Here is a 20933-nt window from a genome sequence, read left to right on the forward strand (position 1 = left end):
AAGGCCGAACGCGAGGCGCCGCGCCGTTCCGCACAAGACCTCCACGACCAGGCCGTCGATGAGCGCACCGCGCAGGTGCAGGACGCCGTCGAGCGCGTGATCTCCGCCGCCGCCGAGGGCGACGAGGCGCTCCACACCGACTGGTGCCACCACTTCGACCGCGAAGTCGACGACTGGAACGAAAAGCCCGACTGGATCGCGGACGACGTCGACACCGTCATCCGCCGCGTCTGCAAGGCCCTGGGCCTCCCCGACGACTACGCCCAACGCTGGCGAGACCTGCCGGCCCCCACCTTCTTCCCCGACCCCGAACCCGCCACACCCGAAGACGTCGCCGCCGCCAACGCCGCCGCCCGCGCCTTCACCGCCGGCCTGCACGCGACGGCCCCGGACTCCGCACCTCGAGGGACCAGCCCGCACCGGCCCCGGTGGCGCCCCTCCGGCTGACGCATCACCCGCGCGAAGCGCCCTCCATTTCGAACCACGAACCACACGAACCACACGAACGCTCCCAGGCCACAGCTCGGAGCGCGCCGCCGCATGTTCGTGTGGTTCGTGGTTGAATCCAAACAGCGCCTGCGGCGCGCAGGGCGTCGCCCGCCCCTTACTCCGGCGCGCCCTGGGCCGTGTGTTCGGTCTGCACCGGCGGGGCCAGCACCATCACCGTGGCGAACACGACCGACGTCACCGCCAGCGCCGTGGCCGCCAGCAGCGCCGGCCACATCGGGTCGCGCCGCACAGGGGGCTTCAGCAGCGAACGGGCGCGCGCCACTTCCCGGGGATCGAGAGCCGAATCGCTCATGGACATGTCCGCAGCATCCCGCCAGGCGCCCCCCGCGGCAAAGCCCCAGGGCGCATTCTCTTCGAAAGCGTCCCTGGAACCCCTATTTGACGGTGGCGCACGCCGAACCGGAGTCCACTTCGGCGGGAAATCGTCTATGGAACGCCCATGATCCTCGTCGTCGATAACTACGACAGCTTCACCTACAACCTCGTCCACTACCTGAACGAGTTGGGGGCGGAGACGGTTGTCCACCGCAATGATGCGATCTCCGTCCACGAGGCGCTGGGTCTTCGGCCGGAGGCCGTCCTGCTCAGCCCGGGACCATGCACCCCGAACGAAGCCGGCATCTGTCTCCAGCTCATCGGCGAGGCGCCGGAATCCCTGCCGATCCTCGGCGTCTGCCTGGGCCACCAGGCGATCGGCCAGGCGTTCGGGGGCGAAGTCGTCCGCGCCCGCGCCCTGATGCATGGGAAAACCAGCCTTATCCATCACACCGACACGGGTGTCTTCAAAGGCTTGAAGAACCCTTTCACGGCGACGCGCTATCACAGCCTGTCGGTGGAAAAGGACGTTCTGCCGCAGGTTCTCGAGGTCACCGCCCGCACCGAGGACGGCGAGATCATGGGGGTCCAGCACAGGACCCGGCCAATCCACGGCGTGCAGTTCCACCCCGAGAGCATCGCCACCGAGTGCGGCCACGAACTGCTCGGCAACTTCCTCGACCTGGCCGGCGTGAAGCGCCTGGCCCAGATCTGACCGCCGACGCTCAGCCTTCATGTCCGCCGCCTTCAAGCCCCTGCTGATGCGCCTCGCCGATGGCGGCACGCTGTCGGAGGAGGACGCCGGCGACTTCTTCGCCGCCTGCCTGCGCGGCGAGCCCACGCCGGCCCAGGTGGGGGCGGCGCTCACCGCCATGCGCATGCGCGGCGAAACCATGGGCGAGATCACCGCCTGTGCGCGGGCCATGCGCAAGGCCGCCATCCACATCGAGCCGCCCTTCCCGACGATCGACGTCTGCGGCACCGGCGGCGACGGCCAGCACACCTACAACATCTCGACCGCCGTGGGCTTCGTGGCGGCCGGGGGCGGCCTCAAGGTCGCCAAGCACGGCAATCGGGCGCTCTCCTCCAAGTCGGGCGCCGCCGACGTGCTGTCCGAGCTGGGCGTGGCCATCGACGCCGGGCCCGAGCGCCAGCTCAAGGCGCTGGACGAGGCCGGCATCTGCTTCCTGTTCGCCCAGGCGCACCACGGCGCCATGCGCCACGTCTCGCCGATCCGCAGCGAGCTGGGCTTCCGCACGATCTTCAACCTGCTGGGCCCGCTGACGAACCCCGCCGGCGCCCAGCGCCAGGTGGTGGGCGTCTTCGCCGAGCGCTGGGTGGCCCCGCTGGCCCAGGTGCTGGGCGCGCTGGGGTCGGAACGCGCCTGGGTGGTCCACGGCGGCGGCATGGACGAGATGACGACGACCGGCGAGACCAGCGTCGCCGAGTATCGCGAAGGCCAGGTCCGTCTCTTCACCGTGACGCCCGAGGCCGTGGGCCTGCCGCGGGCGGGTCTGGCCGACCTCACCGGCGGCACGCCCGCCGAGAACGCCGTGGCGCTGCGCGACCTGCTCAAGGGCAAGCCCGGGCCCTACCGCGACATCGTCCTCCTGAACGCAGCCGCCGCCTTCCTGGTGGGCGACAAGGTCGAGACCCTCCGCGAAGGCGTCGAGCTGGCCGCCCGGGTCGTCGATGATGGCAGAGCCCAGGCCGCGCTCGACAAGCTGGTCCAGATCGCGCCGCGGTCGCTGGACAGCTGATGGCCGATATTCTCGAGAAGATCGCCGCCTACAAGCGCGATGAGGTCGCCGCGCGGAAGGCCGCCCGCGCCACCGTCTCCACGGCCGGCGTCAGCGCACCCCGTGGCTTCCGCGCCGCGCTGGAACGCGCCCACGGCCCCGGCCGGCTGGCCCTGATCGCCGAGATCAAGAAGGCCTCGCCGTCCAAGGGCCTGATCCGCGCGGACTTCGATCCCCCGACGCTCGCCCGCGCCTACGAAGCCGGCGGCGCGGCATGCCTGTCGGTGCTCACCGACACGCCCAGCTTCCAGGGCGCCGACAGCTATCTCACCGCCGCCCGCGACGCGGTCTCGCTGCCCTGCATCCGCAAGGAGTTCCTGGTGGATCCCTGGCAGGTGGCCGAGAGCCGCGCGCTGGGCGCCGACGCTATCCTGGTGATCCTGGCGATGGTCGACGACGCCCTCGCCGCCGACCTGATGGCCGAGGCTCGCGCCCACGGCATGGACGCCCTGGTCGAGGTGCATGACGAGGCCGAGATGGCGCGCGCCGGACGGCTGGGCGCCGACCTCGTGGGGGTGAACAACCGCGACCTGCGCACCTTCACCGTCGACCTCGCGATCACCGAGCGCCTCGCCGCGCTCGCGCCGCCGGACGCCCTGTTGGTCACCGAAAGCGGCCTCTTCACCGCCGCTGACGCCGCCCGGCTTGAGGCTTGCGGGGCCCGCGCCATGCTGGTGGGCGAAAGCCTGATGCGCCAGGCCGACGTCACCGCGGCGACTCGCGCCCTGCTCGCCTGAGTCGGCTCTACACGGGAAAAACCCCAACGATTTCAGAGGGCCTAGGTGTAACTTGACATTAACGCGGAACACCTAGAGAACATCGACAGAAGTTGGCGGTTTGTTCTGCGAGGTCCTGAAATGCTTACCCGCAAGCAGCATGAGTTGCTCATGTTCATCCACGAGCGGATCAAGGAATCGGGCGTCTCACCGTCGTTCGACGAGATGAAGGAGGCCCTCGATCTGGCCTCCAAGTCCGGCATCCACCGCCTGATCACCGCACTGGAAGAGCGCGGTTTCCTTCGTCGCCTTCCCCACCGCGCCCGGGCGCTGGAAGTTGTGAAGCTGCCGCAGCAGGCCACCGCCGCGGCGCCGCCCAAGGGTCGCGCGCCCTTCAAGCCCCAGTTAGTCGAGGCCGGCTCCGCGGTCGCGGTCGCCGCCAACGACAGCCGCGAACTGCCCATCCTCGGCAAGATCGCCGCCGGCACGCCGATCGAGGCGATCCAGCAGGAACGCGACCGCATGCCGGTGCCCGAGAGCATCCTGGGCGCGGGCGAACACTTCGTCCTCGAGATCGCCGGGGACTCGATGATCAACGCCGGCATCCTCGACGGCGACTTCGTGGTCATCAAGCGCACCGACAGCGCCGTCTCGGGCGACATCGTGGTCGCCCTGGTCAACGGCGAGGAAGCCACCCTCAAGCGCTTGCGCAAGAAGGGCGCGTCCATCGCCCTCGAAGCCGCCAACCCCGCTTACGAGACCCGCATCTTCGGCCCGGACCAGGTGGCCGTGCAGGGCAAGCTGGTCGGCCTCATCCGCCGCTACCACTGACCCACACGAAATCGACGATGAAGACCCGCTCGCCACGCCCGTGGCGGGCGGTTTTCATGAGGGCTTCCAGGCTCTCGAACCCGCCCTCCCGCGCCATGGCCTCGGTGACGTCGTCCAGATCCACCTCCTGCAGCCGCGTCACCTCGATGAACCCGTCCAGCAGCCGGTAGCGCCCGCCCACCTTCACCCGCGGCGTCAGCCAGATCCGAACGCTGGTGGTGATCTCACCCGAGCGAACCCGTTCCCGAAGCGGCTTGGCGAACATCATCGCGGGTCATACCTCCAGGTCCACGGCCGCCGCCCCCGCTGGTCCTGCGCCCAGACGACCCGCCACCCCGAGCCCTGCCGATACAGCTCCGCCGACCCGCCCGCCGCGAAGTCGGCCCCCGTCAGCACCAGAGGCGCCGGACAGCTCTCCGGCTTGAAGCTGTTCCGCAGGATCACCACGGCGGCTCCCGTGCAGAGCGCCTCCAACCTGCCCGCCTTCAACGGCCGCTTCAGGTTCCACGCCGCCGCCAGCCGCACCGGAGCCTCGGCCTTCGGCAGGCAGCTCCAGCGGTCGCACTCGAACCGCGTGTCGCGCGCAGGTTCGCTGATCAGCGGCGTCAGCCCCCGCCGCCGCGACCACAGCTCAGCGCCGAACAGCTTCACATCGGGCCGCAGCAGCACGCTCTCACGCCCCTCCCGAACCGCCACCGCCGCCCCGTCGGCGCTCACCCACACATCCGGAGCCGCAGGCCGCGGCGCCCACAGGATCGCCAGCGCGAGCGGCAGCCCCGCCCACCGCAACGGCCCGCGCCACAGACACACGAACAGCAGACCCAGGAAGCTGGCCGGCAGCACCCAGTCCGGCGCACTGGGGATCACCACCTGCGCCGCTGGCGCGCCGGCCGCAGTCGCCGCCACCTGGTTCATCAACCCGATGGACCACCCCGCCACCTCCAGCGGCGCCTGCCCCAGGCCGAACGGCGTGAGCGCCGCGCCCAGCGCCAGACCGGGCATCATCAGGAAGGACGAGATCGGCGCGACGACCAGGTTGGCGAACAGACCCCAGGTCGAGACGCGGTTGAAGTGCTGGATCGCGAACGGCCCCGTGGCCAGGCCCGCGACGAAGCTCACCGCGAGGCTGGCCGCCGTCCAGGTCATCGCCGCCTGCGGCCAGCGGATCCACCAGGGGACCTCGATCTCCTTCACCGGCCGCGGCCACACCTCTGCCAGGGCCACGAGTGCGGCCGTTGCGGCGAAGCTCATCTGGAACCCCGGCTCAGTCACGGCCTCGGGCTGCAGCAGCAGGACGCCCATGGCCGCCAGCGCCAGCGCATGCAGGCTGATCGCCTGCCGGTCGGCCAGGATCGCCCCAAACGCCACCGCCGCGGTGATCGCCGCCCGCTCGGCCGGCGGCGGGGCGCCTGACAGCACCAGATACCCGCCCACAGCCGCCAGCCCCACCAGCGCCGCCAGCTTCTTGCCGGATACCCTGAGCGCCAGCCACGGCCAGGCCGCCACCAGCAGCCGCGCCGCAGCGAACGCGAAGCCGCCGACGATGGCCATGTGCAGGCCGCTGATCGAGATGATGTGCGCCAGGCCCGCAGCCCGCAGGTTCTCGACCTGCTCTTTCGGGATGAAGGCCTCGTGACCCGTGGTCATGGCCGCCGCCAGCCCGCCGGTGTCAGGGCCCAGGGCCGCGACGATCTTCTCGGTCAACGCCCAGCGCTGGGCGTTCACCCACATGGTCAGCCGCAGCCGCCAGGGCGCTTGGCTCTCCGGCGTCACCAACCGCGGCGCCCGCAACGCCAGGCCGACGCCGCCGACGCTCTCGAAGTAGGCGTCCCGCGCGAAGTCGTAGCTGCCCGGACTGGCCGGCGGCGGCGGCGGGTTCACAATCGCCAGGAGACTCAACGCCTCGCCCGGCCCCGGCAGCGGCGTCCCGGGCCGCAGCGTCACGCGCATCCGGATCGGCGTAGCCTGAGCGTCCCAATCGCCCACCCGGATCGGGGCCAGCAACAGCCGCTGGCCGCCCTCCCCCGGTTGCGCGATATCGACCACCCAGGCCTCGACCGCTTGCGGCCGAGCGCCCGCCTGGGCCACCGGCGCCTTGACCGCCTCGGCCCGCAGCTTCGCCACCGCGAAGCCGCCGACGGCGCAGGCCGCCAGCACCAGGCCCATGGTCATCGCCCGTGTCACGCTCCACCGCGTGGCGACCAGCAGCGCCGCAACGACCGGCAGCAGCGCCCAGGCCACCCACGCCTGCGGCTCGCGCATCAGGCCGAAGTAGGCCCCGCATCCGCAGCCCAGGGCCACCGGCGTCCACAACGTCCACCGCTCGATCTGCGCGTCGGCCTGATCGGTGAGCCACGCCCCGATCCGCCGCAAACTCGGAGGCGTCAGATTAGGCCGGGGCCGACTCCGCGTGCTAAGAGGCGCCGCCGCGACGCTGGCCGCGCGGTTCCCATTCCCCTCGAGTTCGCCCACGCCCTCTATGACTGATCGCCCCGTTCGTACCCGGATCGCCCCGTCGCCCACCGGCATGATGCACATTGGCACGGCGCGCACCGCCCTGTTCAACTACCTATACGCGCGTCACCGTGGCGGCGCGTTCCTGTTGCGTGTCGAGGACACCGACCGCGAGCGCTCGACCGAAGCCGCCGTGGACGTCATCTTCGAGGGTCTGAAGTGGCTGGGCCTCGAGACCGACGAGCCGGCCGTATTCCAGTTCCAGCGCGCCGACCGCCATCGCGAGGCGGTGGCCGAACTCCTGGAGCGTGGCCAGGCCTATCGGGACTACATGACCGCCGAAGAGCTCGACGCCGAGCGCGAGGCCGCCCGCGCCGCCGGTCGCGTCGTCCGTTCGCCCTGGCGCGACGCGGATCCGTCGACCTGGCCCGACAGGCCGTACGCGGTGCGTCTCAAGAGCCCCCTCGACGGCGAGACCATCGTCCGCGACGCCATCAAGGGCGACGTGACCTTCCAGAACACGACGCTCGACGACCTGATCCTGCTGCGTTCGGACGGAAGCCCCACCTACAACCTGGCCGTCGTCGTCGATGACCATGACATGGGCATCACCCATGTGATCCGCGGCGACGACCACCTGAACAACGCCGCGCGCCAGACGATCATCTATCAAGCGCTGGACTGGGATATTCCCGTCTGGGCGCACCTGCCGATGATCCACGGGCCGGACGGCGGCAAGCTCTCCAAGCGTCACGGCGCCCAGGCGCTGACCGAGTTCGACGACATGGGCTACCTGCCCGAGACCATGCGCAATTATCTGGCCAAGCTGGGTTGGGGCCATGGCGACGACGAGATCTTCTCGGACGAGCAGGCGATCGCCTGGTTCGACATCATCGACGTGGTCAGCGCGCCGGCCCGCCTGGACTGGGCCAAGCTCAACCACCTCAACAACCACTACATCCGTCAGGCTGACCCGGTTCGCCTCGCCGGCCTGGTGGTCAAGATCCTCAAGAGCCGCGACGTTGCGCTGAAGCAGGGTGACGAGACGCTGATCGCGCGCACCATCCCGTTCGTGCGGGACGGCGCCAAGACCACTCTGGAACTGGCCGACGCGGTCCTGTTCGTCCTGAAGGCCCGCCCGCTGGTCCTGCCCGACAAGACCCGAGAGCAACTTGCTGATGGCGAGCTGCACGGTCGGATCTCTCGATTGCGCGCGGCTCTCGCAAGTGTGTCCGACTGGAGCGTCCCGGGACTCGAGGCGGGACTGCGCCAGTTCGCCGAGTCCGAAGGGGTCGGGATGGGCAAGTTCGGCCCGCAGCTGCGCGCCATTCTCTCGGGCGGCGCGCCGGCGCCGGACCTCGCCGGAGCCATGACGGCGCTGGGTCGCGACGAGAGTCTGGGCCGTATCGACGACGCGCTTTCGCTCTCCGCGTAAAAGGTATAATCGCCCAACAAGTGTTTCATCTCGCAGGCGCGAAGGGGGTCTTATGGGCGACACGGCGAAGTTCGAATTCGGCGGAAAATCGGTCGAGCTCCCGGTGCTGACGGGTACTGACGGCCCGCCGGTGATCGACATCCGCAAGCTGTACGGCGCGGCGGACGTCTTCACCTACGATCCGGGCTTCACGTCGACGGCGTCCTGCGAAAGCAAGATCACCTTCATCGACGGCGACAAGGGCGTCCTGCTGCATCGCGGCTACCCGATCGATGAACTGGCCGAGAAGTCCAGCTTCCTCGAGGTCTGCTACCTGCTGCTGCACGGCGAACTGCCCAGCGCCTCGGAGTTCGCCGAGTTCGACAAGAACATCACGTACCACACCATGGTGCATGAGCAGTTCGACCGCTTTTTCCAAGGCTTCCGTCGGGACGCTCACCCGATGGCGATCATGTGCGGCGCGGTCGGCGCCATGTCGGCCTTCTACCACGACAGCACCGACATCGATGATCCCGAGCAACGGATGATCTCCGCCCACCGGCTGATCGCCAAGATGCCGACGATCGCGGCGCGAGCGTTCAAGTACTCGCGCGGCCAGCCGTTCGTGTACCCGCGCAACGACCTGTCCTACGCCGAGAACTTCCTGCGCATGTGCTTCTCGGTTCCGGCCGAGGACTGGAAGCCCAACCCGGTCCTGACCAAGGCCATGGACCGCATCTTCATCCTGCACGCCGACCACGAGCAGAACGCTTCGACCTCGACCGTCCGCCTCGCCGGTTCGTCGGGCGCCAACCCATTCGCCTGCATCGCGGCCGGCATCGCCTCGCTGTGGGGCCCCAAGCACGGCGGCGCGAACGAAGAAGCGCTGAACATGCTCAAGGAGATCGGGACCGTCGACCGGATTCCCGAGTTCGTTCAGGGCGTGAAGGACCGCCGCTACCTGCTCATGGGCTTCGGCCACCGGGTCTACAAGAACTACGACCCGCGCGCGAAGGTGATGCAGCAGGCCTGCCACCAGGTGCTGAAGGAAGTGGGAGCCGAGAACGACCCGCTCCTGCAGGTGGCGATGGAGCTGGAGAAGATCGCGCTCAACGACGAGTTCTTCATCGAGCGCAAGCTCTACCCCAACGTCGACTTCTACTCGGGCATCACGCTGCGCGCCCTGGGCTTCCCGCCCGAGATGTTCACCGTGCTGTTCGCTCTTGCCCGCACGGTGGGCTGGATCTCGCAGTGGAAGGAAATGATCGAGGACCCGTCGCAGAAGATCGGCCGTCCGCGCCAGATCTATACGGGCGCGCCGCTCCGCAGCTACACGGCGATCGACAAGCGCTGATAGTCCAAGATCTGAAGATACGAGGGCCGGCCCCCAGGGCCGGCCCTTTTTCGTTCGGCGCCGCCTCGCCTACGGCGCGACCAGGGCGATCACGGCATCGGCCGCCGCATCGTTCGGATCCGGACCGCCGCGGCCCATCTTCATCAACGCCTCGGACTGGCGTTCGACCTGCCCGGCACGCAGCGCCGGGTCGTCGAGACGCAGCGCGACCTCGCGGGCCAGCGCCGGCGGGTTGCAGTCGGCCTGGATCATCTCCGGCGCCACGAAGTTCTGCGCGGCGATGTTGAACAGAGTCACATACTTCGTGCGAATGAGCAGCTTCAGGATGGCGTAGGTCAGCGGCGCCAGCCGGTAGGCCACCACCATCGGACAGCCCGCCAGCGCCAGCTCGGTCGTCACCGTCCCCGAACAGGCCAGCGCGACCGTCGCGGCCTTCATGGCGTCACGCTTGGCGGCCTCGCCCTCTACGACGTGCGCACGATGGCGCCAGCCCGCGACCTGGGTCTTCACGGTATCAGCCACCGTGGGGGCTGCCGGGATCACGACCTGCAGCTCTGGACGCTCGGCCTTCAGGATCGATACGGCGTCTTCGAAGACGGGCAGAATTCGTTCGATCTCGCTCGGTCGGCTGCCGGGCAGGACCAGCAGGATCGGGTCCGAGCGGCCCGCTCCGATCGACGCGCGCAGACGTGCGGGATCAGCTCCGCTGAAGTCGATCGCGAGCGTGGAGTCGCCGACAAAAACCGTGCGGAGCCCCTCCCTCTCGAAGAGCGGCGCGTCGAAGGCATGGATGGTCAGCAGCAGGTCGAAAGCCCCTGCAGCGGTCTTGGCCCTCCCCGGCCGCGACGCCCAGACTTGGGGCGCCACGTACTTCACGAGCGGCAGCTTCGGCGCCTGCCGCCTCAGCCGTTGGGCTACTCTCAGCGTGAAGCCCCACGAGTCGATCAGCACCGCCACATCGGGTCGCTCGCGCGCCGCCAGCGCTGCAGCCTCGTCCGCCCGGCGCACAACCTTGCGGTAAGCCATGACGCCCTCGGTCAGGCCAAAGATCGACAGCTCGGCGATGTCGAAGGGGCTCTCCACGCCTTCAGCCGCCATGCGCGACCCGCCGATCCCAACCAGCCGGACACGACCTTCCCCCAGTTTGCGCTTCAGCGCGCGCGCGAGCCCCGCCCCGCGGTCGTCGCCCGACGCTTCCGCCGCCACCAGCATGACGGTGAGCGGCCGGGTGTTCATTCGAGGCCGGCGCCGCCTTGGGCGGGCTCGACACCGAGTATGAACACGCCCAGTTCGTCGGCGAGCGCGATAGTCTCTTCCCGGTCCAGCACCAGAAGCCGTCCCGCTTCCCCCACGATCCCGGCGAGCCCCGCACGGGCGACGCCGTGGACCGTGGCCAGGCCGATGGTGGGCAGGTCGACCCGCGTCTCCTGGATCGGCTTTGGCGCCTTGGCCAGCACGCCGATCCCGCCGCCGGGCTTGCCCCTCAGGTGAGCCGGCAGTTCGGCCACACGCGACAGCATGGCGTCCGTCCCCTCCTGGGCCTCCACCGCCAGGACCAGCCCGCGGGCGACGACCGCGGCCTGCCCAATATCCAGCCGCCCGATGGCGCGCGCGACGTCCAGCGCCTTGCGCGCGTCCGCCAGGGTCTCGTCTTCCGGCACGTGACGGCCCAGCGGCCCGGCGCCCAGCGTCAGGTCGTCCATGACGTCGTGGGCGCCCTCGACCGCAAAGCCCTCCCTCTCGAACTCGGTGACCAGCAGGCGCAGCAGGGCGTCGTCGCCCTTGCGGGCTGTCGCGATCACCTTCGGCAGCAGAGTCAGCCCGCGCAGGTCGGGCACGAGGCTGGCGAAATCCGGACGCGCCACGTTGCCGGCAAGGCAGATCGCCTGGCAGCCCGCCCGCTTCAGAACCTTGATGCACTTGCCCAGTTCGGCGATGCCGACCTCGGCCCCCGCGTAGGGCGCGAGCGCATCGCCGGCGAACCCCTTCAGGCGCACAACAAACAGCGGCCGGCCCGAACGTTGGCAGTGTTCGGCGATCTCGACCGGCAGCCCCCCGCCTCCGGCGATGAGGCCAAGCTTCAGCATCAGACCTCGCGCTCCGGCAGGCAGAGCGGCCGGCTGGCGTCCGCGCGGATGAAGTCGATGATCTCCATCACCGGCGCGCTCTTGCCAAAGGCCGTCTCGGTGTCGTCGATCCGCTCCTGAAACGTGCCCTCTTCCGCGAACATCAGGCGATACGCCGAGCGCAGCTCGCTGATCGTCTCACGGCTGAAGTTGCGGCGTTTCAGACCGACGAGGTTCAGGCCCTCGAGGTGGGCGTGATTGCCCCAGACCATGCCGTACGGGATCACGTCCTTGGTCACCGCCGCCAGTCCGCCAATGAACGAGTAACGCCCCACCCGGCAATGCTGATGGACGGCGGCCAGACCGCTCACCATCACGAAGTCGCCCACCACCACGTGACCGCCCAGCGTGGCGGAGTGAGCCAGGATCACGTTGTCGCCAACGATGCAGTCGTGGCCCACGTGGCTGGTGGCCATATACATCCCATCGTCGCCCACCCGCGTTGCGCCCTCGCCGCCCGGGCCGCCGATGTGCATCGTCACATGCTCCCAGATCTTGTTCCGGTCGCCGATGATGAGCTCGGTGGGTTCGCCCTTGTAGCCGGTGTGGTGCGGCGGCCCGCCCAGGTTGGCGAAGTTGCGCACCGAGCAGTCGGCGCCGATCGTGGTGCGGTTCTCGATCACCACATGCGCCAGGATCTGGGTCCGTGCCCCGATCTTTGCGTGCTCGCCGATGATGGAAAAGGGCCCCACGCTAACGCCGTCGGCCAGCTCTGCACCCCTGGCGACGAGGGCGGTCGGGTGAATGTCTACGGCCAAGGGATCAGGTCTCCACCACCATCGCTGCGAACTCGCACTCGGCGGCGACCTTGTCGTCGACCAGGCACTGCCCCGCGAACTTGAAGATGTCGCCCCGGTGACGGACCACCTTTACCGCCATGCGAACCACGTCGCCCGGGCGTACGGGCTGGCGGAAGCGGCAGTTGTCGGCGCTCATGAAGAAGATCGCCTTGCCGGCGGTGTCCACCTCCAGCGACTTCGACATCAGGATCGCGCCGGTCTGGGCCATCGCCTCGATCAGCAGTACGCCGGGCATCACCGGATAGTTGGGGAAGTGTCCCTGGAAGAACGGCTCATTCACCGTCACGCACTTGATGCCGACGATGCTCTCGTGCGGTTTGTACTCCTCGCAACGGTCGACGAGCAGCATCGGATAGCGGTGCGGAATCCGCTGAAGGATCTCGGTGATGTCGATCGTGGTGGGGTCGGCCCCCACGGGCGCCTTGCGCGTCATTTGTCTTGTCCCCCCCGGCGATGCGCCATACGCGCCAGCCACGCCGTTTCCTTGAACCAGTTGCGGAGCGGACGCGCCGGCACGCCGCCCCAGGTCTCGCCGGCCGGAATGTCCTTCATGACCCCCGCCGCGCCAGCGACGCGGGCGCCCGTGCCGATGACGATGTGGTCGGCCACGCCGGCCTGGCCGCCAAACTGGGCGCCATCGCCGATCGTCACGCTGCCGGAGATGCCGGTATGGGCGGCCAGGACGCAGTTGCGTCCCACACGGACGTTGTGTGCGATCTGCACCAGGTTGTCGATCTTGGTGTTCTCGCCGATCACGGTGTCGTCGAACGCGCCGCGATCGATGGTCGTGTTGGCCCCGATAGTCACGCCGTCCTGCACGATGACCCGACCCAGTTGCGGGACGTCGATCAGCCCGTTGGGGCCTACAGTGGCGCCGAAGCCCGGCTCGCCGATGCGGGCGCCGGCCAGGATCTTCACCCGGTCGCCGATCAGGGCGAAGCCGACCGTCACGTTGGGCGCGATCTCGCAATCGCGTCCGATGGCCACGCCGGGGCCAATCACGGTATTGGCCCCGATCTTCGTGCCGCGCCCGATCTGCGCGGCCGGTCCGATCACCGCCCCCGCCCCCAGCACGACGCCCTCCTCGAGCCGCGCATCCGCAGCCACGGCCTGGTTGCCCCCGATGCGGGGGCGATGCAGGCGCGCGGCGGCCATGGCATAGGCGGCCTGCGGGTTGGCGACGGTAAGCACCGCGCAGCCTTCCGGCGCCAGATCGGCCGAATCGCGCGGCAGGAAGCACGCGCCCGGCCGCCCACGCGCAAGCTCGGCGGCGTACCTGCGATCGTTCAGGAAGGTTATGCTGTCGGGTCCAGCCTGGGCCAGGACGGCGACGCGGCTGACGAGGCGCTCGGCCCCGCCGGAGAGCTCGGCGCCCGTCAGACGCGCAAGCTCGCCCAGCGGGACCGGGCCCAGGTCTTCGAAGAAGCGCGGATCGGGCATGACTCGAGCCTTCTAGTCGGACTCGACCCGCGCGTCGTGCTTATCGGCGCGGAGCCGCCGCCGCGGCCGGGGCCGCAGCCGCGGCCGGAGCCGGCTGATCCAGGCGCTCACGTTCGATCGTGAACTGGGTGATCTTGGCGTTCAGCGCCGTGACCAGCTGGGGCGTCAGGTCCATCGACGGATTGGCGAACACCACAGCGCCGTCCAGCAGCACCGAGCACTGCTTCTGCTGGTACACCTGACGCAGCAGCGGCGAGACTTCCTGGCCCAGGCGCTCCCGCACCTTCTGCTGGGTCACCTGCAGTTCGCGTTCACGCTGCTGGGCCTTGCGCTGCCAGGCATTGTCCCGGACCTGGAGCGTCGCCGCGCGCTGTTCGAGCGTATTGGCGTCCAGCGTGTTGCGCTGGCCCTCGAGCGCCTTGGCGTCGTTCTGGATCGCGGTGCGCTCGCCCTGCAGTTCGGCGTTCACCTGAGTGGCGATCTGCTGCAGGCGCTGCTGGGCGTTCTTGCCGACCGTGGAGCTCACAATCGCGGCGTCCACCGAGACCACGCAGACGCCGGGGATGGCGGCCCCGTGAGTCATCGCTGGCTGAGCGGTCGTAGCGGGCGCTGGCGCCGCGCCGGGAGCCTGAGCGAAGGCCGTCGCGCCCGTGAGCGCCAGGGCCACGGCCGTGCCAGCCGCGGCAAAAGTCTTGAAGGTCATGTTTCCTAGAACCTGGTTGAGGTGGAGAACCGGAAGGTCTCGGTCTTGTCGTAGTCTTCCTTGGCCAAAACGCGGCTGAAGTCGAAGCGGATCGGACCCATCGGCGACTTCCAGAAGACGCTGACCCCGGCCGAAGCCCGAAGGGAAAGGTCGTCGCGGATACACTGGTTACGGGTGCCGGGGACCGCGAGGTTCGGAATCGAGTTGCCTGCGGCGTCGGTTCCCGAAGACGGGACCAGGCAGTCGACGTCGCCGGCGCGATAGAGCTTGTCTTCCTTGTCCAGCTTACCGAGCGTGCCGACATCGGAGAACAGCGCGGCCTTGATCCCGTACTGTTCGGGCAGGAACGTCGGCACCGTCAGCTCGACCGTGCCGATGGCGTAGAGTTTGCCGCCCAGGGCGTCGGCGCGGAAAGCGCTGCTCTCGCGTGGGCCGATGCCGGCCGTCTCAAAACCGCGGAACGTCAAGCCGCCGCGATAGTAGCGGTCGTTGATGCGGACCGAGTCGCCGCCCCAACCCATCACGTACCCGGTCGAGCCGGTCACCGAGAGGATCAGATCCTTGGTGAACCCGTGGAACCAGGCCGCCTCCAGATCGGTGCGGAGGAAGTTCACATCCCCACCCAGGCCCGCGACGTCCTGGTTGAAGTCGACATAGAACCCCCGCGTGGGATTCAGGTAGTCGTTCCGCCGGTCGAGGCGTCCGCCATAGCCGACGAGAGACGTCACGAAGGTGCCGACCTGATCACACAGCGCTGACGAGAATCCACCGCCCGCGCCGCAGAGCAGGCTGTCGATCTCGATGTCGTCCGAGCGCAGGGTGTAACGCACGGCCCCGCGGCTATCGATGCTGAGCGGGAAGTTCGCGCGCAGCGTCGTGCCGTAGGTGGTGGTCTTGTAGGCCGAGAACTCCGACAGGTCGTAGCGGTAGCCGTAGAGGTCGATACCGGCAGAAACGTCCCGGCCCAGGAAGCGAGGCTCGGTGAACGAGAAGTCCAGCTGCTGGCGCAGCGAGCCCACCGACACCCGCGCGCGGACGTCCTGGCCACGGCCACGGAAGTTGCGCTGGGTGATGCCCAGATCCAGCACCAGCTGGTCCACCGACGAATAGCCGGCCGAGAACGACAGTTCGCCCGTCGGCTGCTCTTCCACCTTCACCTGCAGGGCGGTGCGGTCGGGCGCGGAGCCGGGCACTTCCGTGATGTCGACTTCCTTGAAGAAGCCCAGCGAACGGACCTGGCGCTTGGAGCGGTCGACCAGGGCGCGGTTGTAGGCGTCGCCCTCGACCACGCTCATCTCGCGGCGGATCACATAGTCCAGCGTCTGGGTGTTGCCCACGATATCGATGCGGTCGACGTAGACGCGCGGACCCTCGGCGACCTGGAAGGTGACATCGACGACGCCCTTCTCGCGGTCGGGCGTATAGCGCGGGCGGACATCCACGAAGGCGAAGCCCGCGGCGCCGGCGGCGAACGTCAGGGCGTCGGTCGACTGCTCGATCGCCTCGTCCTGGTAGGTGCCGCCGCTGCGGATCGGCACCAGCGACACCAGAACGTCCTTGTCGAGCTTCTGCAGTTCGGTCTCGACCGAGATCTTGCCGAACTTGTACCTGGGGCCCTCATCCAGGGTGTAGGTGACGACGAAGCCGTTCTTGTCGGGCGCCAGCTCGGCCACGGCCGACGAGACCCGGAAGTCGTAGTAGCCACGGTTGCGATAGTGCTTGCGCAGCTGCTCCTTGTCGTACTCCAACCGATCCGGGTCGTAGTTGGCGTTGTTCGAGAAGAACTTGAACCAGCGCGTCTCTTCGGTGACCACAACGTCGCGCAGATCGTTGTCGCCGAAGGCCTTGTTGCCCAGGAAGTTGACCGAGAGGATGCCGCTCTTGGGGCCCTCGTCGATCTTGAAGATCAGGTCCACGCGCTTCTGCGGCAGTTCGATGATCTGGGGCGTCACGGTGGCCGAGATCCGGCCGGAGCGCCGATAGAGCTCGACGATCCGCGAGACATCGCCCTGGACTTTGGCGCGGGTGAAGATGCCGCGCGGGCGCACCGTCACTTCGTCGCGCAGCTTGTCTTCCTTGAGGCCCGAGTTCCCCTCGAAAATCACGCGGTTGATGATCGGGTTCTCGACGACGGTGATGATCAGGTCGCCGTTCTGGAAGTCGATCTTCACGTCCGAGAACAGGTCTGTCCGGAACAGCGCCTTCAGCGCCAGGTCGGCGCGGGCCGAATCGATCTGCTCGCCGGGCGACACCGGCAGGTAAGACACGACGGTCGACTGCTCGATTCGCTCGTTGCCCTGAACCAGAATGCGCTGGACCACGCCGCCCTGGATCTGCTGGGCGGCCGCCACACCAGGCACGGCGACGAGAGCGGTCGAGCCCAACAGGAGGGCAAGGCCGGAGGCGATCGCGGCGCAGGGTACGCGGTTTCTAAGCATCGAATCAGCCGTTTGAGGGACGAACGGGCCTAGGAGAATAGGCCGCCGAACAGATTGAACACATTCAAGCGCTGCAAATCGTTCCAGGTCGCGAACAACATCAATCCGAGAACGAGCGCAAGGCCCACGCGGTACCCTGCCGCCTGAACCTTGGCGGCAAGAGGGCGCCGGGCCACGGCTTCGTACGCATAGAACATCAGATGGCCGCCATCGAGGACGGGCACGGGCAACAGGTTCATGAAGCCGATGCTCACCGAGATCAGCGCCGCCAGCTGCAGCAGATTGAGGCTGGCGCGCATGACCGTGTCCAACGGGCCGCTCGAACCGTCGGCGCCCAGCTGGGCGACGTTCTTGGTCACCGTGGCGATGCCCAGCGGGCCCCGCAGTTCATCGGCGTGGACCTGGCCGGTGATCATCCGCCCCAGGTAGTAGATCGTGGTCTCCAGCGTATGCCAGGTCCGCTCGGTCCCGCGGGCGACCGCCTCGAGCGGATTGTAGCGGATCTGGATGAAATCGGACGGGCTCTGCGCAGGGCGGATGCCCAGCGAGCCCAGTTTCTGGGTGCCGGCCACGGCGTCCTGCGCCACCCGCCAGCGAGGGGTCGCCACCAGGGTCACCTGCCGGCCGTCGCGCTCGACCACGAACGGGGTCGGCACATTGGCCCGGACGGCCACCACTTCCTTGATATCGTCGAAGCGGCTGATCTTGCGGCCGGCGGCGCTGACGATCAGGTCACCGGGTTTGAAGCCCGCCGCGGCCGCAGCCGTGTTGGGTTCGACCACGGCGATTCGGGCCGGCACGACCCATTCGCCCAGCGCCATCAGCAGGCTGGCGAAGATCGCAATGGCCAGCAGGAAGTTCGCGATCGGACCCGCAGCAACGATGATCGCCCGCTGCCAGATGGGCTTGAAGTGGAAGTAGCGCGAGATCTCGGCGCCCCTGCCCTGCTCGATCAGGTCGCGGCGCATGGTCTTCAGATCTTCGGCGTCGGGAATGCTGGCGGCGTTGTCGTCGCCGGCGAACCGCACATAGCCGCCGATCGGCAGCCAGCCGAGGCGCCACTCGACGCCGGACTTGTCGGTCCAGCTGGCGATCGCGCGGCCGAAGCCGATCGAGAAACGGTCGATCTTGGTGCCCAGCGACTTGGCGGCCAGGAAGTGCCCAAGCTCGTGGACGGTCACCACCACGCCCAGGACGAGCAGGAACGGGATGACGGCGAGGAAGACGCTCTGGAGAAACTGCATAGGGAGTTTCTACTCCTAGGCTGCGGCGAGGTCGCCCACGACCTCGTCCGCAACGCGCCGGGCCGCGGCGTCGGTTTGTCGAGCGCTCTCCACCGCGTCGTTCTGCGTGGAGAGATCGGCCGTTCGGTCCATGCGCTCGAGGGTCTCCGCCACCACGTTGGGGATATCCAGAAAGCGGATGCGCCGGTCAAGGAAAGCCGAGACGGCGCGCTCGTTGGCCGCATTCATCGCCGCCGGCGCCTGACCTCCAGCGTGCAGCGCCTGCTTGGCGATGGACAGCGCGGGGAACTTGGCCGGATCGGGATGTTGGAACGTAAGCGGGCCTGCCGTCACCAGATCGAGCTTGGGCGCAGGCCACGCCAGCCGGTCGGGCCAGGCAAAGGCGCATGCGATGGGCGGCCGCATGTCGGGCGGACCCAGCTGAGCCAGCGTCGAGCCGTCGGCGTATTCCACCATGCTGTGGATGATCTGTTGCGGGTGAACCAGGACCTCGATCCGTTCCGGAGGCATGGAGAACAGGTAGGCGGCCTCGATCACCTCCAGGCCCTTGTTCATCATGGTCGCGGAATCGATCGAGATTTTGGCGCCCATCGAGAAATTCGGGTGCGCCAGGGCCTGCTCCAGCGTCGCGTTGGCCATCTCCTCTCGGGTGGCGTTGCGGAACGGGCCGCCTGACGAGGTCAGGATCAGGCGCGAAACCGAGTCGGCGATGGCGGGATCGAGCACCTGGAAGATCGCCGAGTGCTCCGAGTCGACCGGAATTACGGCGCCGCCCGCCAGCTTGGCTGTGCGCAACAGAGACGGCCCCGCGCAGACGAGGCTCTCCTTGTTGGCGAGCGCGATCACCGCCCCGGCCTTGGCGGCCGCCAGCGTGGGCGCCAGGCCCGCGAACCCGACGATCGCCGACATCACCCACTGCGCGTCCGCAGCCGCTACGTCGGTGACCGCCTGGACACCCGCTTCGGCGCGGATGCCCGAACCCTTCAGCCGCGCGCGCAGCTCGGGGAGCAGCGACTCGTCCTGGATCACCGCGACCTGCGGCCGCCAGCGCAGCGCCTGCTCGGCCAGCCGCGCCACGTTGCGCCCAGCCGTCAGGCCGAGCATCTCGATATCGACGCCCGCCTGTTCGAACAGGTCGAGGGTCGACACCCCGATCGATCCCGTGGAACCCAGGACGCTGACCTTCCGCGGCAGGCTCAATGTCCCCATCCCCAGTGATTGGCCAGCCGCAGCGCGGCCATGACCACGACGGCGAACATCAGGCCGTCGACGCGGTCCAGCAGACCGCCATGCCCCGGGATCAGATCCCCGGAATCCTTGACGCCGAACCGTCGCTTCAGCGCCGATTCCCAGAGGTCGCCGGCCATGGTCGCGAGGCCAACGGCCAGCCCGATGAAGCCCGCCGCGAAGACGTTGAGCTGGAACGCCGGCAACGCCGCCATCAGGGCCCCCGCCCCCGTCGCCGCCGCCAGGCCGCCGGCGAAGCCCGACCACGTCTTGTTCGGCGAGAACCGCGGCCACAGCTTGGGCCCCTTCAGGGTGCTCCCGACCGCAAACGCCCCGATATCGGCCGCCCAAGTGGCCGCGAACAGCATCATCGTCCACCAGTGGCCCTGGTTCGTGGAGCGCAGCCACACGAGGCACAATGCGGCCGGGGCGATGTACAGCACGCCGTAGGCGGTGTCGGCGGGCCGTTCCGCGATGCCGCGCGCGACGATCGCAGCCGCGCCAGCGCTGAGCAGGATGGCGCCCCACGCCCAAATGAAGTCGCCGCGATAACCCACGAAAACAGCGATAAGAACGGCCGCCGCCACCGCCGCCGCGACCCGTGTGGGGGCCACCGGCGCGCTCATCCCGCCCCACTCGATGGCGAGCAGGGCCACGCCCACGGCGATGATTACAAGATAGGGCCAGCCGCCGAACCAGGCCGCCGCCAGCACGGCCGGTCCCAACACCGCGGCCGACGCGACGCGCAGGCCGAGGTTGGTCCAGTCAAACCGCTTAACCGGCGGCGAGGACGTCATCGGCAACGATTGCGCCATAGCGCCGGTCCCGGGCCGCAAACTCGGTCAGGGCGGCCCGGAGGTGCTCTTCGCCATAGTCGGGCCAGAGCACGTCCTGGAACACCAGTTCCGCGTATGCAGCCTCCCAGAGGAGGAAATTCGAGAGACGCTGTTCTCCACTGGGACGCACGATGAGGTCGGGCGGCGGCGAACCCGCCGTGGCCAGGAGCCCCGCAAACATCGCCTCGTCCAGGTCCTCGGGCTTGCGCCGGCCGGCGGCGACCTCGGCGGCGAAGCGGCGAGCCGCCTCGGCGATGTCAGCCTGCCCGCCGTAGTTGAAGGCGATATCGAGATGGAAGGCGGTGTTGTTCGCCGTCCGCGCCTGGGCGTCGTCGATCAGCCGCACCAGTTCGCGCGACAGGCCCTCGCGGCGGCCGATCACCCGAACGCGGACACCCTCGCGGTTCAGCCGGTCCAGGTCGGTCTCGAAGTAGCGCTTGGGCAGCGCCATCAGTTCGGCGACCTCGGCGGCGGGGCGGCTCCAGTTCTCGGTGGAGAAGCCGAAGACGGTGAGCCAGCCGATCCCCAGCTTGGGGGCAGCCGAAACCGTACGGCGCAACGCCTCCACCCCGGCGCGGTGCCCCAGAGGCCGCGGCAGGCTCCGCTGCTTCGCCCAACGGCCGTTCCCGTCCATGACGACCGCCACGTGAAGGGGCCGCCCCTCGGGACGGTCCGCAATCGGTGGTTTGTCGGCGGCGGCCATGAGGGTGAACGCGGTCCTAACTG

General features: G+C 68.8%; 21 protein-coding genes. 7 read left to right on the top strand and 14 right to left on the bottom strand.

Annotation, left to right across the window (positions count from 1 at the left end; translation table 11 throughout):
* Positions 1-447: hypothetical protein (locus EPN98_RS06465; protein ID WP_293361727.1), on the top strand; the 447-nt coding region annotated here is incomplete at its 5' end.
* A gap of 157 nt (positions 448-604) precedes the next feature.
* Here EPN98_RS06465 and EPN98_RS06470 read toward each other — a convergent pair.
* A complete protein-coding gene (locus EPN98_RS06470) occupies positions 605-802 on the bottom strand; it encodes a hypothetical protein (RefSeq protein ID WP_293361729.1) in 198 nt (65 codons plus the stop codon).
* Positions 803-949: 147 nt separating this feature from the next.
* Between EPN98_RS06470 and EPN98_RS06475 the strand changes: the two genes are divergently transcribed.
* The 4 genes from EPN98_RS06475 (at position 950) to lexA (ending at position 4171) form a co-directional block, all read left to right on the top strand.
* Positions 950-1540, top strand: a complete 591-nt coding sequence (locus tag EPN98_RS06475) for an aminodeoxychorismate/anthranilate synthase component II (protein WP_293361731.1) — start codon at positions 950-952, stop codon at positions 1538-1540.
* Positions 1541-1559: 19 nt separating this feature from the next.
* Positions 1560-2585 (top strand): anthranilate phosphoribosyltransferase, encoded by a 1026-nt coding sequence (gene trpD / locus EPN98_RS06480; RefSeq protein WP_293361733.1) that lies wholly within the window; start codon positions 1560-1562, stop codon positions 2583-2585.
* Positions 2585-3361 (top strand): indole-3-glycerol phosphate synthase TrpC, encoded by a 777-nt coding sequence (gene trpC / locus EPN98_RS06485; RefSeq protein WP_293361735.1) that lies wholly within the window; start codon positions 2585-2587, stop codon positions 3359-3361. The genes trpD and trpC overlap by 1 nt, the downstream gene beginning before the upstream one ends.
* Positions 3362-3481: 120 nt before the next feature.
* Complete coding sequence (gene lexA, locus EPN98_RS06490) at positions 3482-4171, top strand: transcriptional repressor LexA (RefSeq protein ID WP_293361737.1); 690 nt, start codon at positions 3482-3484, stop codon at positions 4169-4171.
* Here the strand turns inward: lexA and EPN98_RS06495 are convergent.
* Positions 4152-4439: an ASCH domain-containing protein gene (locus EPN98_RS06495; protein WP_293361739.1), complete on the bottom strand. Its 288-nt coding sequence runs from the start codon at positions 4437-4439 to the stop codon at positions 4152-4154. The genes lexA and EPN98_RS06495 overlap by 20 nt on opposite strands.
* Entirely contained in the window at positions 4436-6544 is a 2109-nt protein-coding gene (locus EPN98_RS06500; protein WP_293361741.1) for a ComEC/Rec2 family competence protein, read from the bottom strand. The genes EPN98_RS06495 and EPN98_RS06500 overlap by 4 nt, the downstream gene beginning before the upstream one ends.
* A 106-nt stretch (positions 6545-6650) precedes the next feature.
* Between EPN98_RS06500 and gltX the strand changes: the two genes are divergently transcribed.
* Entirely contained in the window at positions 6651-8060 is a 1410-nt protein-coding gene (gltX, locus tag EPN98_RS06505; RefSeq protein ID WP_293361743.1) for a glutamate--tRNA ligase, read from the top strand.
* 52 nt (positions 8061-8112) lie between these two features.
* Positions 8113-9393, top strand: coding sequence for a citrate synthase (gltA, locus tag EPN98_RS06510; protein ID WP_293361745.1), 1281 nt, complete (start codon positions 8113-8115; stop codon positions 9391-9393).
* A 69-nt stretch (positions 9394-9462) separates the two neighbouring features.
* On the opposite strand, the gene lpxB is transcribed toward gltA, so the two are convergent.
* The 11 genes from lpxB to uppS are packed head-to-tail and all read right to left on the bottom strand — an operon-like array spanning position 9463 to position 20910.
* Positions 9463-10629, bottom strand: coding sequence for a lipid-A-disaccharide synthase (gene lpxB, locus EPN98_RS06515; protein ID WP_293361747.1), 1167 nt, complete (start codon positions 10627-10629; stop codon positions 9463-9465).
* Positions 10626-11480, bottom strand: coding sequence for a UDP-2,3-diacylglucosamine diphosphatase LpxI (gene lpxI, locus EPN98_RS06520; RefSeq protein ID WP_293361749.1), 855 nt, complete (start codon positions 11478-11480; stop codon positions 10626-10628). Before lpxI ends, lpxB begins: the two co-directional genes overlap by 4 nt.
* On the bottom strand, positions 11480-12277 hold the full coding sequence (gene lpxA, locus EPN98_RS06525) for an acyl-ACP--UDP-N-acetylglucosamine O-acyltransferase (RefSeq protein ID WP_293361751.1): 798 nt from the start codon (positions 12275-12277) through the stop codon (positions 11480-11482). The genes lpxI and lpxA overlap by 1 nt, the downstream gene beginning before the upstream one ends.
* Positions 12278-12281: 4 nt before the next feature.
* Positions 12282-12752 (bottom strand): 3-hydroxyacyl-ACP dehydratase FabZ, encoded by a 471-nt coding sequence (fabZ, locus tag EPN98_RS06530; protein ID WP_293361753.1) that lies wholly within the window; start codon positions 12750-12752, stop codon positions 12282-12284.
* Entirely contained in the window at positions 12749-13759 is a 1011-nt protein-coding gene (gene lpxD / locus EPN98_RS06535) for a UDP-3-O-(3-hydroxymyristoyl)glucosamine N-acyltransferase (protein ID WP_293361755.1), read from the bottom strand. Before lpxD ends, fabZ begins: the two co-directional genes overlap by 4 nt.
* 40 nt (positions 13760-13799) lie before the next feature.
* Positions 13800-14462 (bottom strand): OmpH family outer membrane protein, encoded by a 663-nt coding sequence (locus EPN98_RS06540; protein ID WP_293361757.1) that lies wholly within the window; start codon positions 14460-14462, stop codon positions 13800-13802.
* A 5-nt stretch (positions 14463-14467) separates the two neighbouring features.
* The gene (bamA, locus tag EPN98_RS06545; protein WP_293361759.1) at positions 14468-16900 is read right to left on the bottom strand and encodes an outer membrane protein assembly factor BamA; all 2433 of its coding nucleotides are present in this window, start codon (positions 16898-16900) and stop codon (positions 14468-14470) included.
* A gap of 29 nt (positions 16901-16929) precedes the next feature.
* Positions 16930-18144 (bottom strand): RIP metalloprotease RseP, encoded by a 1215-nt coding sequence (gene rseP / locus EPN98_RS06550; RefSeq protein ID WP_293361761.1) that lies wholly within the window; start codon positions 18142-18144, stop codon positions 16930-16932.
* Positions 18145-18159: 15 nt separating this feature from the next.
* Entirely contained in the window at positions 18160-19353 is a 1194-nt protein-coding gene (gene dxr / locus EPN98_RS06555; protein ID WP_293361763.1) for a 1-deoxy-D-xylulose-5-phosphate reductoisomerase, read from the bottom strand.
* Complete coding sequence (locus tag EPN98_RS06560) at positions 19341-20186, bottom strand: phosphatidate cytidylyltransferase (protein ID WP_293361764.1); 846 nt, start codon at positions 20184-20186, stop codon at positions 19341-19343. The genes dxr and EPN98_RS06560 overlap by 13 nt, the downstream gene beginning before the upstream one ends.
* Entirely contained in the window at positions 20146-20910 is a 765-nt protein-coding gene (gene uppS / locus EPN98_RS06565) for a polyprenyl diphosphate synthase (RefSeq protein ID WP_293361765.1), read from the bottom strand. The genes EPN98_RS06560 and uppS overlap by 41 nt, the downstream gene beginning before the upstream one ends.
* Positions 20911-20933: the final 23 nt, after the last annotated feature.

It is taken from the genome of Phenylobacterium sp., from assembly GCF_004299445.1.
GTDB lineage: Bacteria > Pseudomonadota > Alphaproteobacteria > Caulobacterales > Caulobacteraceae > Phenylobacterium.

Coding starts and splice junctions, on each gene's coding strand:
- rseP (WP_293361761.1), bottom strand. CDS start 18,144: ATGCAGTTTCTCCAGAGCGTCTTCCTCGCCGTCATCCCGTTCCTGCTC.
- EPN98_RS06495 (WP_293361739.1), bottom strand. CDS start 4,439: ATGATGTTCGCCAAGCCGCTTCGGGAACGGGTTCGCTCGGGTGAGATC.
- uppS (WP_293361765.1), bottom strand. CDS start 20,910: ATGGCCGCCGCCGACAAACCACCGATTGCGGACCGTCCCGAGGGGCGG.
- gltX (WP_293361743.1), top strand. CDS start 6,651: ATGACTGATCGCCCCGTTCGTACCCGGATCGCCCCGTCGCCCACCGGC.
- fabZ (WP_293361753.1), bottom strand. CDS start 12,752: ATGACGCGCAAGGCGCCCGTGGGGGCCGACCCCACCACGATCGACATC.
- bamA (WP_293361759.1), bottom strand. CDS start 16,900: ATGCTTAGAAACCGCGTACCCTGCGCCGCGATCGCCTCCGGCCTTGCC.
- lpxB (WP_293361747.1), bottom strand. CDS start 10,629: ATGAACACCCGGCCGCTCACCGTCATGCTGGTGGCGGCGGAAGCGTCG.
- lpxD (WP_293361755.1), bottom strand. CDS start 13,759: ATGCCCGATCCGCGCTTCTTCGAAGACCTGGGCCCGGTCCCGCTGGGC.
- dxr (WP_293361763.1), bottom strand. CDS start 19,353: ATGGGGACATTGAGCCTGCCGCGGAAGGTCAGCGTCCTGGGTTCCACG.
- gltA (WP_293361745.1), top strand. CDS start 8,113: ATGGGCGACACGGCGAAGTTCGAATTCGGCGGAAAATCGGTCGAGCTC.
- EPN98_RS06560 (WP_293361764.1), bottom strand. CDS start 20,186: ATGGCGCAATCGTTGCCGATGACGTCCTCGCCGCCGGTTAAGCGGTTT.
- trpD (WP_293361733.1), top strand. CDS start 1,560: ATGTCCGCCGCCTTCAAGCCCCTGCTGATGCGCCTCGCCGATGGCGGC.
- trpC (WP_293361735.1), top strand. CDS start 2,585: ATGGCCGATATTCTCGAGAAGATCGCCGCCTACAAGCGCGATGAGGTC.
- EPN98_RS06475 (WP_293361731.1), top strand. CDS start 950: ATGATCCTCGTCGTCGATAACTACGACAGCTTCACCTACAACCTCGTC.
- lexA (WP_293361737.1), top strand. CDS start 3,482: ATGCTTACCCGCAAGCAGCATGAGTTGCTCATGTTCATCCACGAGCGG.
- EPN98_RS06470 (WP_293361729.1), bottom strand. CDS start 802: ATGAGCGATTCGGCTCTCGATCCCCGGGAAGTGGCGCGCGCCCGTTCG.
- EPN98_RS06540 (WP_293361757.1), bottom strand. CDS start 14,462: ATGACCTTCAAGACTTTTGCCGCGGCTGGCACGGCCGTGGCCCTGGCG.
- lpxI (WP_293361749.1), bottom strand. CDS start 11,480: ATGCTGAAGCTTGGCCTCATCGCCGGAGGCGGGGGGCTGCCGGTCGAG.